Here is a 13,373-nt window from a genome sequence, read left to right as displayed (position 1 = left end):
GAACACGGCCATGTCCTCCCCATATTCGCGGGACTTCGCGCCCGAGGGGCGTGGAAGCCGTGGAGGGCGGGGGGTGGGTGGGGTGGCGGAGCCGTAAAAGATCGAGGGCTTGTGGGGAGTGAGCGGTAAAACGGCGGCTGGGAGGGTTGATCGGGTGGTGGCGGGGCTGGTGGGATCGGGGGGTGGGTTTTGATGAGGTGTATCGGCGGAGCATTGAGCGGCCCGAGCGGTTCTGGGCCGAGGCGGCGCGGGGGATTGAGTGGGATGTGGAGCCTGCGCGGGTCTGGGGTGATGGGCGGTGGTTTGGCGATGGGTGGCTGAACACCTGCCACAACGCGCTCGACCGGCACGTCGCCGCCGGACGCGGAGAGCAGGCGGCGCTCATCCATGACAGCCCGGTCACCGGGCTCAAACGGACCTACACCTATCGTGAGCTGCTGGATGAGGTGGCTCGGACGGCGGGGATGCTGGCCGGGCTCGGTGTCGGGCGCGGGGACACCGTGGTGATCTACATGCCCATGGTGCCCGAGGCCGTCGTCGCCATGCTGGCCTGCGCCCGGCTGGGGGCGGTGCATTCGGTGGTGTTCGGCGGGTTCGCGGCGCCTGAGCTGGCGGTGCGGATCGACCATGCGCGGCCCAAGGTGGTGATGTCGGCCTCGTGCGGGATCGAGCCGTCCCGCCTGGTGGAGTACAAGCCGCTGCTCGACGCCGCGCTCCGGCAGGCCGAGTACCGGCCCGATCACTGCGTGATTCTGCAGCGGCCGCAGTGCCGCGCGGAGCTGGAAGCGGGGCGCGACCTCGACTGGGCCGAGGCGCTCAGCACGGCCGAGCCCACCGGTTGTGTGAGCGTGCGGGCCACCGATCCGCTCTACGTTCTCTACACCTCGGGCACCACCGGCGTCCCCAAGGGCGTCGTGCGCGACAACGGCGGGCACGCGGTCGCGCTGCACTGGAGCATGAGCGCCGTCTACGGCGTCGCGCCGGGCGAGGTCTTCTGGGCGGCCTCCGACGTGGGGTGGGTGGTCGGGCACTCCTACATCGTGTACGCGCCGCTGCTGGCCGGCTGCACGACCATCCTCTACGAGGGCAAACCGGTCGGGACCCCGGACCCCGGGGCGTTCTGGCGGGTGGTGGCCGAGCATGGGGTGCGCGTGCTGTTCACGGCGCCGACGGCGATCCGGGCCATCAAGAAGGAGGACCCGGCGGGGGAGTGGGCCGCTACAACCGATCTGTCCGGCCTGCGGCATCTCTTCCTGGCCGGGGAACGCCTCGACCCCGACACCTACCACTGGGCCACCGGTCTGCTCGGCATCCCCGTCATCGACCACTGGTGGCAGACCGAGACGGGCTGGCCCATCGCCGCCAACTGCGTCGGCATCGAACAGCTCCCCCTCAAGCCCGGCTCACCCACCAAGCCGGTCCCCGGATACGACGTGCGCATCCTGGACTCCGCGGGCGCCGACTGCCCGCCCGGCATCGAAGGCGCCGTCGCGATCCGCCTGCCGTTGCCGCCCGGCTGCCTGCCGACCCTGTACAAGGACGACCGGCGCTTCACCGAGTCGTACCTGACCCGCTACCCCGGCCACTACCTGACCGGCGACGGCGGCTACATCGACGCCGACGGCTACCTCTACGTCATGGGCCGCATCGACGACGTCATCAACGTGGCCGGGCACCGCCTGTCCACCGGCGCCATGGAGGAGGTCATCGCGGCCCACCCCGACGTGGCCGAATGCGCCGTGATCGGCGTGGACGACCCGTTGAAGGGCCAGCTGCCCATGGGGTTCGTCGTCCTGAAGGCCGGCGCCGACCGTGACCCCGCCGATCTCGAACGCGAACTCGTCACCATGATCCGCGACCGCATCGGCCCCGTCGCCGCCTTCCGCCGCGCCCTGGTGGTCACCCGCCTCCCGAAGACCCGGTCGGGCAAGATCCTCCGGGCGACCATGCGCGACATCGCCGCCGGCCGCCCCTACCGCACCCCCTCCACCATCGAGGACCCCGCCGCCCTCCAGGAGATCACCGACGCCCTGTAACCCATGCGGGCGCGTGGGGGCTCGCTGCCTTCGGCGTCCCTGGACCCGCATGTCCCGGGCGTCAGGCGTGGGTGCGTGGGGTTGCCGAGGTGCCGGGGTAGCCGGGGTGGGTGGGGATGGTTTGATGAAGGGTTAAATGTCGTGGCCCTAGGGTCAGGGGTATGGAGCACAGCGTTGAGGTGAGGACCGACCGGCGGGCGCTGGTGGCGGTCGGGGTGACCGTGGTGTTGTGGGCGTCGGCGTTCGTGGCGATTCGCGCCGCCGTACAGGATTACTCGCCCGGCGCGCTCGCCCTCGGACGGCTGCTGGCCGGATCGATCGCGCTCGGCGTGATCCTGCTCGTTCGCCGCGAAGGGCTGCCCTCGCGTCAGGCCTGGCCCGGGATCGTGGTGTCGGGGGTGTTGTGGTTCGGGGTGTACATGGTGGCCCTGAACTGGGGTGAGCAGCAGGTCGACGCCGGCACCGCTTCCATGGTGCTGGGGATCGGGCCGGTGCTGATGGCGCTGCTCGGCGGGTGGGTGCTCAAGGAGGGCTTCCCGGGGCGGCTGCTGGCGGGACTGGCGGTGTCGTTCGCCGGCGCGGTCGTGGTCGGGGTGTCGATGTCGGAGGGCGGGGCGTCGTCGGTGCTGGGGGTCGGGCTGTGTGTGCTGGCCGCGGTGTCGTGGGCGGTGGCGATCATGGCGCAGAAACCGGCCCTGAAGTACGCCTCAGCGCTCCAGGTGACGACCTACGGGTGCGTCGTGGGCACGATCGCCTGCCTGCCCTTCGCCGGGCAACTGGTCACCGAGGCGGCGCGGGCCCCGCTGCCGGCCACGCTCAACCTGGTCTACCTGGGCGTCTTCCCGACCGCCGTCGCCTTCACCACCTGGGCCTACGCCCTCGCCAGGACGACGGCGGGCAAGATGGGCGCCACCACGTACGCGGTCCCTGCGCTGGTCGTGGCCATGGCGTGGGTGGTGCTGGGTGAGGTGCCGGGCTGGCTGACGTTCGCCGGCGGCCTCCTGTGCCTGGCCGGCGTCGCCGTCACCCGCTCCAGAGCCGGCCGCTGACCCACCCCGGGAGCTAACGGCGTGCCCCGGTCCTGGTCGCCAGCAGGCGGGTCAGGCTGGGCGAGGCCCAGGCGGCCCCCAGCATGAGGCGCATCATCACCGGCAGCGACGTACGTCCCCGCCCCCGTCGCACCGCGTTGACCAGAGCGCGCGCCACCTGCTCGGGGGTGACGGTCGGGATGATGCCGGCGATGTGCGGGATGCGCTCCTCCGAGCCGGGGTTGTTGGCGAAGTAGTCGCTGGAGACCTTGCCGGGGATGATTTCGGTCACCCCCACCCCGGTGCCGTGCAGGTCGGCGCGGAGGGCGGCGACCAGGCCGCGCAGTCCCCACCGGGCCGCGGTGTAGCCGAACGCGCCGGGCCAGGCGATGCGGGAGGCGGGGGAGTTGACGACGACGATGCGGCCGCTGCCCCGCCGTACCATGTCACGGGCGAAGGCGGCGCTCACGTAGCCGGCGGCGAGGAACGGCACCGCGGCCAGCTCCCTGAACTGCTCGGGAGAGGTCTCGTCGGCGAACAGCCACAGCCCGGCGCCCGCGTTGTTCACGATGACGTCGGGCACGCCGGCCGTGGCCTTCACGTGCTCGGCCATGGCGGTGACGGCCGCCGGATCGCCCAGGTCCGCGGGGAAGACGTGTGACTTGCCCAGCTCCGTGGCCAGCGCGTGGAGCTTGACCTCGTTCCTGGAGGTCAGGACCAGCGTGGCCCCGGCGCGGGCGAACTCCCTGGCCGTTTCCGCCCCGATGCCCGACGATGCGCCCGTCACCAGGACGACCTTGCCCCGCAGTTCCACCGCACCTCCCGAAAGATCGCCCGATATCCAGTCAGGGTATCGGCCATCCGAAAAGCGGGTGTCACCCGGAGGCGTTGTCCAGCGGCAGCTCGACGGTGATCGTCAGCCCGCCCTCTTCCCGGGGCCGCGCGATGACGGTCCCCCCGTGGGCCTCCGCGATCACGCGCACGATCGACAACCCCAGCCCGCTGCCCCGATCGGAACGCAGCCGGTCCCCGTGCAGCCGCCGGAACGGCTCGAAGATGGCCTCCAGCTCGTACGGCGGCACCGGCAGCCCGGTGTTGGCCACCACCAGCTCCACCTGCTCGGCCCGGCCCCGCGTCGTCACCCACACCTCGCCCTGCGGGTGGTTGTGGCGCACCGCGTTCTCGACGAGGTTCTGCACGAGCCGCTCGACCAGCACCGCCTCGCCGCTGGTCGGCGCCGTGTCCAGCAGCCGGTGGATGCTCACCTCGGCCTTGCCGGCCTCGACGGCCACCTGGTCGAGCACGTGCTCGGCCACGTCCATCAGGTCGAACGGCCGCCGGTCCAGCAGCGCCCGCTCGCCCTCGGCCAGGGCGAGCAGTCCGTCGATGAGCCGCTCGTGCCGGGTGTTGACCAGCAGCAGCGACTCGCCCAGCCGCTTGACGTCCTCGGTGGCGTCGGGACGGCGCACGGCCACGTCGACGAGGGTCCTGTTGATGGTCAGCGGGGTGCGCAGCTCGTGGGAGGCGTTGGCGACGAAGCGGCGCTGGCCGTCGAAGGAGCGGGCCAGGCGGACGAGCATGGTGTCGAAGGTCCCGGCCAGTTCGGCGACCTCGTCGCGCGGGCCCTCGTAGCCGATGCGCTCGGTGAAGTCGTGGCTCTGGGCGACGCGGCGGGCGTTCTCGGTCATCGTCTTCACCGGGCGCATCGCCCAGGAGGCGGCGCGCCAGCCGACCAGGAACGCCAGGCCGGTCCCCGCCGCCACGGCGGCCAGGCCGATCAGGCGGACGTTGGCGAGCGTGTCGCGCCGGTAGACGGCCTGGACCTGCATGGCCCGCGCGCGGGCGATCTCGTAATGGGCGGAAAAGCGCTCGTAGTAGCCAGGGCCGTACTCCGCCGGCACGTTGACGTCGATGCCGGTCGGCGTCATGAGTCCGGTGCGGTAGGAGAGGCTGTGCTGCACGACGAAGTAGACGGCGGCCAGCACGACGGCGCCCAGCACGAGGAACACCGCCGCGCAGGCGAGGGAGAAGCGCAGGCGCACGCTCATGGGATGCGGTACCCCGCTCCCGGCACGGTCTCGATGACCTGCGGCTCGCCGAGCTTCTTGCGCAGCTTCATCATCGTGGTCCGCACGGTGTTGGTGAACGGGTCGATGTGCTCGTCCCACACCTTCTCCAGCAGGTCCTCGGCCGACACGACGGCGCCCTTGGCCCGGAGCAGCTCCGCGAGCACGCCGAACTCCTTGCGCGCCAGCGGCACGTACCGTCCGTCGCGGAAGACCTGGCGGTGCGCCCAGTCGAGCCGCACGCCCGCGCGATCCAGCATGGGCGGGTCGGCGGGACGGGCCCGGCGGCCCAGGGCGTGCACCCTCGCCACCAGTTCCTCGAACGCGAACGGCTTCGGCAGGTAGTCGTCGGCCCCCAGCGACAACCCCGCCACCCGCGCCCGGATGTCGCTCGCGGCCGTCAGCATGAGGACGCGCACCAGCGCCCCGTCGGCGACGACCCGCTTGCACACCTCGTCCCCGTGCACGAGCGGCAGGTCGCGGTCGAGGACGAGCACGTCGTAGGCGTTCACCGACAGCCGCTCCAGCGCCGACTCCCCGTCGTAGGCGACGTCCACGGCCAGCGCCTCGGCGCGCAGCCCCTCCGCGATCGAGTCGGCGAGCATGCGCTCGTCCTCGGCGATCAGCACTCGCACTCTTCCCCCCAAACGATCTTAAACTCCCGTAAGTCTGGTGATTGTCACATAACCTCCGCGTAACCAGATCACGTGACGCCGAGGCTACCTCCGGGGCGGTGGGCTACCCGCCCGTGACCACCCCGACCTCGACACACCGGCTGTTCCCGGCCGTCCTCGCTCTGGCCGCTGCGCTGCGCGTGCTCGTCATGCTGGCCTACGACACCGCCCAGCTGTACTGGTACGACTCCTTCACCTACCTCGACACCGCCCTGCGCATGCGCCCGCAGGGCGCCTTCCACCCGGCCGGATACTCGTGGTTCCTGTGGCTGCTGCGCCCCTTCCACAGCGTCGAACTGGTCGCCGCCGTCCAGCACACCATGGGCCTCGGCATCGCCACGATGATCTACCTGCTCCTGCGCCGCCGCGGCCTGCCCGGCTGGGCCGCGACGACGGCCGCCGTGCCCGTCCTGTTCGACACCGGGTTCCTGCGCCTGGAGCACGCCGTGCTCTCCGACCTCCAGGTGATCTTCCTGACGATCGGCGCGATCACCGTCCTGCTGTGGCGCGAGCGCGTGGCGCCCGGCGCGGCCGCCGCGGCCGGCCTCATGCTCGCCCTGGCCGGGCTGACCCGCACGGCCGCCGTCCCCCTCATCGGGCTGGCGCTGCTCTTCCTCCTGGTACGGCGGACGCCATGGCGCACCACCGCCGCCATGGCCGCGACCGCCCTGGTGCCCCTGGTGCTGTACGCCGGCTGGTACGCCCAGCACCACGGCCGCTTCGCCCTCAGCGGCTCCGACGGCGTGGCCCTGTGGGCCAGGACGATGACCTTCGCCGACTGCGCCAGGATCCGCCCGCCGCAGGACCTGGCCCCGCTCTGCCCGAACAGCGTCCGCCTGGACGCCGCCTCCGAGTACGTCTGGGACCCCGGCGCCTCCCTGAACCTCCTCGGCGACCGCTTCGCCCACAACGACCGCGCGCGCCGCTTCGCCCTGGCCGCGATCACCGCCCAGCCCCTCGACTACCTCCGCGAGGTCGCCGAGGACACCTCACTGGCCTTCGCCTGGACGCCCACCGCGCACCCGAAACGCGTCTCGGTGCCCGACGGCGCCTTCCCCACCGGCGTCTGGAGCCTGCCCGGCCACCCCCTCGTCGCCCAGGCCCGCGCCGCCTACGACCCCGCGATCCGCGCCCAGCGCTCCGTCGAGCCCTTCGCCGGCCTCCTGGCCCGCTACCGCTGGCCCTGGCTCCTGCACGGCGGCCCCTTCTTCGCCGTGCTCCTGCTGGCGGGCCTGTCCGGCCTGGCCCGCCCGCGCCGCCCGGCCCGCCACGCGGTCGTGGACGGCGCGCGGGCCGAGGCCGCGGCCCGCTCCGCGGGTGACGCGCTGCTGCCGTGGGCGGCGGCCGTCTTCCTGCTGGTGGCACCGGTCGCCGCGCTCGACTTCGACCACCGCTACGTGCTGCCCGCCATCCCGCTGGCCTGCGTCGCGGCGGCGCTGGCGCTGAACGGCCTCCGTCGATCTCTGCCATAGGGCGGGAAATCGCCGTAGTATCCGGGCAAAACCAGCATTTGGGGGCGCCAGTTGCCGGTACAGCCTGTGAGTGTGGTCATCGACCCAGCGGTCTCCGCCGAGACGGCCGGACTCCTCCGTGCGAACGCTCACCTGCTGGCCAGGATCCGCTTAGGCTGGCGGCCCGAGCCCGTGGCGACGGAGCGCCCCCGCAGAAACCCGTCGAGCCTGCTCCTGCTGCTGGCCACGCCGCCCATGATCGCGCTGGTGGCGGTGCTGCTGGAGTCGCGCGTGGCCCCGGCGGGGTTCGTGGTGCTGGGCGCGTTCGTGGTGCTGGTCCTGGTCAGGATGGCCGCCATCAACGAGACCCCGCCGGACGGCAGGGTCCACGAGCGGATCGTCTTCGAGCAGGCCCGCTGGAACGAGGGCCGCTACCTGCTGCCCGAGGACTTCGACGCCGAGGCGCTGCCGATCCTGGCCCGCGCGCAGGAGGCCATCGGCACCGTCCTGCGCTCCCACGTCAACGCCGAGGGCCTGCTCGACGACATCCGCAACGCCGTCATGCTGCCCGCCCAGGAATGGGAGATCGCCCGCCTGCTGGCCAAGCTCTCGTCGCTGCGCACCGAGCACCGGGCGCTGCTCGGCCGGGGGGTCGCGCCGGAGGTGGCCGAGGTGGTCGCTCCGCTGGAACGTGCCCTCGACTCCAGCGAGGCCGCCGTCCTGGCGCGCGTCGAGGCCCTGGAGGGGTACGCCGGCCACGTGGCCGAGGCCGAGGCCGCCTACCATGCCCGCGGCCAGATCGAGGAACTCAGGGCCAGGCTGCCCCGCTACGAGGAACTGCTGGCCGAGTCGGGGGCCGACGCGCTGGCCGTACCCGAGATAGAACGGCTCGCCGAGGACGCCGGCCACCTCGAACAGGCCTTACGGCGGAGCGTGACGTCCGCACACGAGGCGTTTCGCCATCTCGAAGGCTGACATTAGGACAGAACGTTACATAGGATCATTTGCGTGTCCGGGCGTCAGGCGAAAGTGGTTGTCGATCCAACCGTTCCCGACCAGGCGGCGGAGCTGTTACGGCAGCACCGCAAGCTTCTCGTCCGCATGCGCGGCGGCTGGGCGCCGCCGCACAAACGGCGCAGCGTGGCGGCGCGCATCACCTACAAGATCATTCTGATCGCGATGGCGTCCTCGGCGACCGTGGCCGCGCTGGCCTTCTTCCGCGCCGCCCACTACACCACGTTCGCGTTCATCATGACCGGCGTCTCCTTCCTCATCCTGGCCTCCCTGCTCAAGCCCAACCCGGACGCCGAGGTGGAGAAACAGCTCGACTCCGAGCTCGACGTCTACGAGTGCGCCCGGCAGTACCAGGGCAGGTTCGTGCTGCGCGAGGACCTCGACGAGGCCGCCAGGGCGCTCATGCTGCGCGCGCACTGCGCGATCGACGCCGTCACCGAGTCACGGGTCAACGCCGAGGGACTGCTGGACGGCGCGCGTAACGCGATCATGCTGCCCGCGCAGGAGTGGGAGATCGCCCGGTTGCTGGCCAAACTGTCGGGGCTGCGTTCCGAGCACCGTGAGGTCATGTCCGAGGGCGTCACCCCGGAGGTGCTCGCGGTCTCCGAGCCGCTGGCCAAGGTGCTGGTGAGCAGCGAGCGGGCGGTGACCGAGCGCGTCGAGGCGCTGGAACGCTACGCCGGGCACGTGCGCGACGCCGAGCGCGCCTACCGCGCCCGCAGCCAGATCGAACGCCTGACCGCCAAGCTGCCCCGCTACGAGGAACTGCTGGCCGAGTCGGGCGCCGACGGGCAGGCGGTGCCCGAGCTGACCGAGCTCGCCGACGACGCCGGCCGGCTGGAGCAGGCCCTGCGCGACAGTGTCAGCTCGGCGCACGAGGCGTTCCGTCATCTGGAAAGATAGGCCGATGGCCGATGTCATCGTAGATCCCGACGTGCCGGACCATGACGCTCATCTGTTACGGCGCCACGGGCCGCTGCTGGCCAGGATCCGCCGCGGATGGGCGCCACCGCGACGGACCGACGCGAGCCCGGCCCACAAGCAGAAGATGCAGCTCGGCCTGGCGGCGGCGCTCGCCATCGTGCTGGTCATCACCGTCATCAACTCCGGCTTCGACGGCTTCGGGTTCCTGCTCGGCGTCGTCACCGTGATCATCTTCATGACCGGGATCCTCCGGCGCGACATCGACCCCGCGGAAGACGAGCGCGAGACCACCCTGCGGGAGGTCTACGAGCAGGCCCGCTGGTACGAGGGCCGCTTCATCCTTCTCGGCGACCTCGACGAGTCCTCCCAGCGGCTGCTGGGCAGGGCCGGCCGGGCGATCCAGGCCGTGCTCTGCTCCCGCGTCAACGCCGAGGGCCTGCTCGACGACGTGCGCAACGGCGTCATGCTGCCGGCCGAGGAATGGGAGATCGCCCGGCTGCTGGCCAAGCTCTCCGGCTTACGCGCCCAGCACCACAGGACGGTCTCCACCGGTCTCGCGCCCGAGGTGGAGGCGGTCGCCGCGCCGCTGGCCAGGGCGCTCGACAGCAGCGAGGCGGCCGTCGTGGCCCGGGTGGAGGCGCTGGAACGCTACGCCACCCACGTGGCCGAGGCCGAGCGGGCCTTCCACGCCCACCACCAGATCGAGGAACTGCGGGGGCGGCTGCCCCAGTACGAGGAACTGGTGGCCGAGTCGGGGGCGGACGGCTTCGCCGTACCGGAGCTCGATCGGCTGGCGGACGACGCGGACCTGCTGGAGCAGGCGCTGAGGCGGAGCGTCCGCTCCGCCCACGAGGCCTTCCGCCACCTCGACCCGCACGACCGGCAGGACTCCAACGGCCTCGGCTCCGGCGACACCCCGCACCTGGGCATCAGGCCGGGCGATCCTCGCGAGAGGGACACGAGCCCGGGTGACACCAGGCCGGGTGACACCAGGCCGGGCGACACCTGGCCCGGCGCCTGAGGGCTCAGCCTCTGCCGGAGCTCGCGGCCGCCTGCAGCAGCACGTCGGCCAGCGCGTCGGCGGCGTCCACGCGGCCGAGCTTGCGCGCCGCCTCCGCCATCGCCGCCCGCAGCGCCGGGTCGGCCAGCATCGGCATCAGCTCCGCCAGCAGCATCTCGGCCGTCGGCCGCGGCTCCAGCAGCGCCCGCGCCGCCCCGGACGAGGCCAGGTAGGAGGCGTTCTTGCGCTGCTCGTCGCCGCCGGTCGGGATGAGCGGGACCAGCACCGACGGCTTGCCCACGGCGGTCAGCTCCGAGACCGTCCCCGCGCCGCTGCGCGCCACCACCACGTCGGCGGCGGCGAACAGGTCGGGCAGCTCCGCGCCCACGTAGGGCACGGGGTGGTAGCGGTCGGCCAGTCCGGGAGGCAGCGGCACGGACCGCATGTGCTCGATCCACGCCGGGCCGCACTGATGCACGATCTGCGCGTGCCGCAGCAGCACCGGCAGGCTCTCGGAGATCAGCGTGTTGATCTGCTTGCTGCCCTGGGCGCCGCCGGTCACGTAGATGAGCGGCACCTCGAAGGTGAGCCCGAAGTGGTCGTAGGCGGCGGCGCGGTCGCCGCGCAGCAGCTCGGGGCGGATCGGGTTGCCGGTCACGACCGCCTTGGCGCGGGCCGACTCGGGCAGGTACTCCAGCGACGACTCGTGCGACAGCGCGATGCGGGTGGCGAGCCGGGACAGGATGCGGTTGGCCAGGCCCACCACGGTCGTCTGCTCGTGCATGACCAGCGGGCGGCGGATCAGCTTGGCCGCCACCCCGATCGGCACCGCGACGTAACCGCCCGTCGACAGCACCACGTCGGGCAGGTACTTGGCGGCGTGCCCGACCGCCTGCGCGACGCCCACGGGGATGCGGAAGACGTCGGCGACGTTGGTGCCCAGCTCGCGCAGGTTGGGACGGCGGCGCAGCTTGCCCGTCGTGATCGCCTTGAAGGGGATGCCGTGCTCGGCGGTGATCCTGGCCTCCAGGCCGTTCGCGGTGCCCACCCAGAGCACGTCGTGCGGCAACTGCCGCCGTTGCACCGCGGCCAGGGTGGTGAGGGCCGGGTACGTGTGACCGCCGGTGCCGCCGCCGGTGATCAGGAGTCGCAGGGTTCGTGCCATGCGATCAGAGTATTGCCGCACAGCGGAAACCGGTGTGCCCAGTCGAGGAGTCCGGCGTGTTCATGGTGCGCGCGGCGACCCGGTAGCGGTTGCAGTAGGAGTCGTGGCACATGTACGAACCCCCGCGAATGACCTTAGCGTCGCCGGCCTCCGGACCTGTGGGATTTTCCGCGAAATCCCGCCATGAGGTGTCCCACCAGTCGGCCGTCCACTCCCAGACGTTGCCCGAGACGTTGTAGAGCCCGTAACCGTTCGGCTGGAAGGACTTCACCGGCACGGTGCCTTTGCTGGGCGCGCTGGGGAAGGGACCTTCCCAGATGTTGCACCGGCGGCGTCCCTTGGGGGCGAGCTCGTCCCCCCACGGGTACTTCGCCCGTTCCAGCCCGCCGCGTGCGGCCTTCTCCCATTCGGCCTCGGTCGGCAGCCGCTTGCCGGCCCAGGTGGCGTAGGCGTGGGCGTCGTTCCACGACACGTGCACGACCGGATGGTTCTGCCGGTCGCCCACCGTCGACCCGGGGCCCTCCGGCGTCCGCCAGGCGGCCCCCTCGACCCCGGCCCACCAGGGAGCCTGCGACACCGAGGCGTCCATGATCCCGCCGGTGGCGAAGGGACGGAACACGAACGACCACCCGATGGCCTCCGCCTCGGTGACGTACCCGGTCTCCTTCGCGAACGTCGCGAACTGCGCGTTGGTCACGCACGCCGGATCGATGAGGAACGCGTCCACCCGCACCTCCCGCACGGGCCCCTCGCCGTCGCCCGGCCGCCCGTCGGCGTCGTCGCCGCCCATCAGGAACGGCCCGCCGGGCACCCGCGCCATCCCGCGCGGCGCCTGCCGCCTGGGCGTCACCTCCACCTGGTACGGCACCGCCCCGGCATCCCTGCCGGGCCCGCAGCACGACTCCACCTGCACCCCTTCACCCGTCCCGGTTTCCTAGGCAGAGTAGCCCCCGCGTATGCCCGCATATGATCCGATCCCCGCAGGCGGGCCGTCCACTTCGCCGCAAGGCCCGTGGACCGGTAGCGTTCCTGCCATGCGACTCGGCGTTCTGGACATCGGCTCCAATACCGTCCATCTCCTCGTCGTGGACGCCCACCGCGGCGCGCGTCCCATCCCCGCCTACTCCCACAAGGAGGAGCTGCGCCTGTCGGAGCACCTGGAGAAGGGCGACACGCTCTCCTCCAAGGGCGTCGAACGGCTCGGCGCCTTCGTCGAGGAAGCGCTCCAGATCGCCGAGGACAAGGGCGTGGAGGACTTCCTGGCCTTCGCCACCTCCGCCGTCCGCGACGCCGCCAACGGCGAGCAGGTGCTCTCCGAGATCGACGCCCGCTGCGGTGTCGACATCCAGACGCTCACCGGCCAGGACGAGGCGAGGCTGACGTTCCTGGCGGTGCGCCGCTGGTTCGGCTGGTCGTCGGGCCGGCTGCTCGCCTTCGACATCGGCGGCGGCTCCCTGGAGCTGGCCGCGGGCGTGGACGAGGAGCCGGACGTGGCCGTCTCGCTCCCGCTGGGCGCCGGGCGGCTGACCCGCGACTGGTTCACCGCCGACCCGCCACCGGTCGCCGAGGTGCGCAAGCTCCGCAGGCACGTACGCGCCGAGATAGCCCGCACGGTCGGCGACATCGTCCGCTACGGCCAGCCCGACCGCGCCGTGGCCACCTCCAAGACGTTCAAGCAGCTGGCCAGGCTGGCCGGCGGCGCCCCCTCCAGCGACGGCCCGTACGTCTCGCGCTCGCTGACCAGGGAGGCGCTGGCCGACTGGACGGTCAAGCTCACCACCATGGACGCCGCCACCCGCCGTCAGCTGCCGGGCGTCTCGGAGGGCCGGGCGATGCAGCTGGCCGCGGGCGCGATCGTGGCCGACGCCACGATGGACCTGTTCGAGGTGGAGCGTCTGGAGGTCTGCCCGTGGGCGCTGCGCGAGGGCGTCATCCTGCGCCGCCTCGACCTTCTCCCCAGCCGTGTGGTGCGCACCACATAGACGCATAAAGCCCGCTATATCGGGCAGGGCATG

General features: G+C 72.0%; 12 protein-coding genes. 7 read left to right on the top strand and 5 right to left on the bottom strand.

The genetic code is table 11. The features are described from left to right. The first annotated feature begins 182 nt into the window (after window positions 1-182). Both ACIBHY_RS37585 and ACIBHY_RS37580 read left to right on the top strand, forming a co-directional pair. Window positions 183-2,036, top strand: a complete 1,854-nt coding sequence (locus ACIBHY_RS37585) for a propionyl-CoA synthetase (protein WP_397309193.1) — start codon at window positions 183-185, stop codon at window positions 2,034-2,036. Between the two features lie 161 nt (window positions 2,037-2,197). Continuing rightward, complete coding sequence (locus ACIBHY_RS37580) at window positions 2,198-3,085, top strand: DMT family transporter (RefSeq protein ID WP_397309192.1); 888 nt, start codon at window positions 2,198-2,200, stop codon at window positions 3,083-3,085. A gap of 13 nt (window positions 3,086-3,098) precedes the next feature. Here the strand turns inward: ACIBHY_RS37580 and ACIBHY_RS37575 are convergent, their stop codons facing one another. The 3 genes from ACIBHY_RS37575 to ACIBHY_RS37565 all read right to left on the bottom strand — a co-directional run bounded on the left by ACIBHY_RS37575 (window position 3,099) and on the right by ACIBHY_RS37565 (window position 5,765). After that, window positions 3,099-3,878, bottom strand: coding sequence for an SDR family NAD(P)-dependent oxidoreductase (locus ACIBHY_RS37575; protein WP_397309191.1), 780 nt, complete (start codon window positions 3,876-3,878; stop codon window positions 3,099-3,101). 61 nt (window positions 3,879-3,939) lie between these two features. Continuing rightward, entirely contained in the window at window positions 3,940-5,112 is a 1,173-nt protein-coding gene (locus tag ACIBHY_RS37570) for a sensor histidine kinase (RefSeq protein ID WP_397255523.1), read from the bottom strand. Then, window positions 5,109-5,765: a response regulator transcription factor gene (locus ACIBHY_RS37565; protein WP_184963320.1), complete on the bottom strand. Its 657-nt coding sequence runs from the start codon at window positions 5,763-5,765 to the stop codon at window positions 5,109-5,111. Before ACIBHY_RS37565 ends, ACIBHY_RS37570 begins: the two co-directional genes overlap by 4 nt. Window positions 5,766-5,878: 113 nt before the next feature. On the opposite strand from ACIBHY_RS37565, the gene ACIBHY_RS37560 reads away from it, so the two are divergent. The 4 genes from ACIBHY_RS37560 (at window position 5,879) to ACIBHY_RS37545 (ending at window position 10,214) form a co-directional block, all read left to right on the top strand. Beyond that, complete coding sequence (locus tag ACIBHY_RS37560; protein ID WP_397309190.1) at window positions 5,879-7,276, top strand: hypothetical protein; 1,398 nt, start codon at window positions 5,879-5,881, stop codon at window positions 7,274-7,276. Window positions 7,277-7,348: 72 nt separating this feature from the next. Next, window positions 7,349-8,230, top strand: coding sequence for a hypothetical protein (locus ACIBHY_RS37555; protein WP_397255528.1), 882 nt, complete (start codon window positions 7,349-7,351; stop codon window positions 8,228-8,230). Window positions 8,231-8,263: 33 nt separating this feature from the next. Then, window positions 8,264-9,172, top strand: a complete 909-nt coding sequence (locus tag ACIBHY_RS37550; protein WP_397255530.1) for a hypothetical protein — start codon at window positions 8,264-8,266, stop codon at window positions 9,170-9,172. A gap of 4 nt (window positions 9,173-9,176) precedes the next feature. After that, window positions 9,177-10,214 (top strand): hypothetical protein, encoded by a 1,038-nt coding sequence (locus ACIBHY_RS37545; protein WP_397309189.1) that lies wholly within the window; start codon window positions 9,177-9,179, stop codon window positions 10,212-10,214. A gap of 4 nt (window positions 10,215-10,218) precedes the next feature. Here ACIBHY_RS37545 and ACIBHY_RS37540 read toward each other — a convergent pair whose 3' ends face one another. Both ACIBHY_RS37540 and ACIBHY_RS37535 read right to left on the bottom strand, forming a co-directional pair. Further along, window positions 10,219-11,358: a UDP-N-acetylglucosamine--N-acetylmuramyl-(pentapeptide) pyrophosphoryl-undecaprenol N-acetylglucosamine transferase gene (locus tag ACIBHY_RS37540; protein ID WP_397255534.1), complete on the bottom strand. Its 1,140-nt coding sequence runs from the start codon at window positions 11,356-11,358 to the stop codon at window positions 10,219-10,221. A gap of 4 nt (window positions 11,359-11,362) precedes the next feature. Next, the gene (locus tag ACIBHY_RS37535) at window positions 11,363-12,271 is read right to left on the bottom strand and encodes a formylglycine-generating enzyme family protein (RefSeq protein ID WP_397309188.1); all 909 of its coding nucleotides are present in this window, start codon (window positions 12,269-12,271) and stop codon (window positions 11,363-11,365) included. Window positions 12,272-12,392: 121 nt separating this feature from the next. On the opposite strand from ACIBHY_RS37535, the gene ACIBHY_RS37530 reads away from it, so the two are divergent. Beyond that, a complete protein-coding gene (locus ACIBHY_RS37530) occupies window positions 12,393-13,340 on the top strand; it encodes a Ppx/GppA family phosphatase (protein ID WP_397255536.1) in 948 nt (315 codons plus the stop codon). Window positions 13,341-13,373 lie beyond the last annotated feature (33 nt).

The organism is Nonomuraea sp. NPDC050547, from assembly GCF_044457345.1.
Taxonomy (GTDB): domain Bacteria; phylum Actinomycetota; class Actinomycetes; order Streptosporangiales; family Streptosporangiaceae; genus Nonomuraea.
The sequence above is the reverse complement of the archived record's forward strand: the minus strand, read 5'-3'. Positions and strand labels throughout refer to the sequence as shown.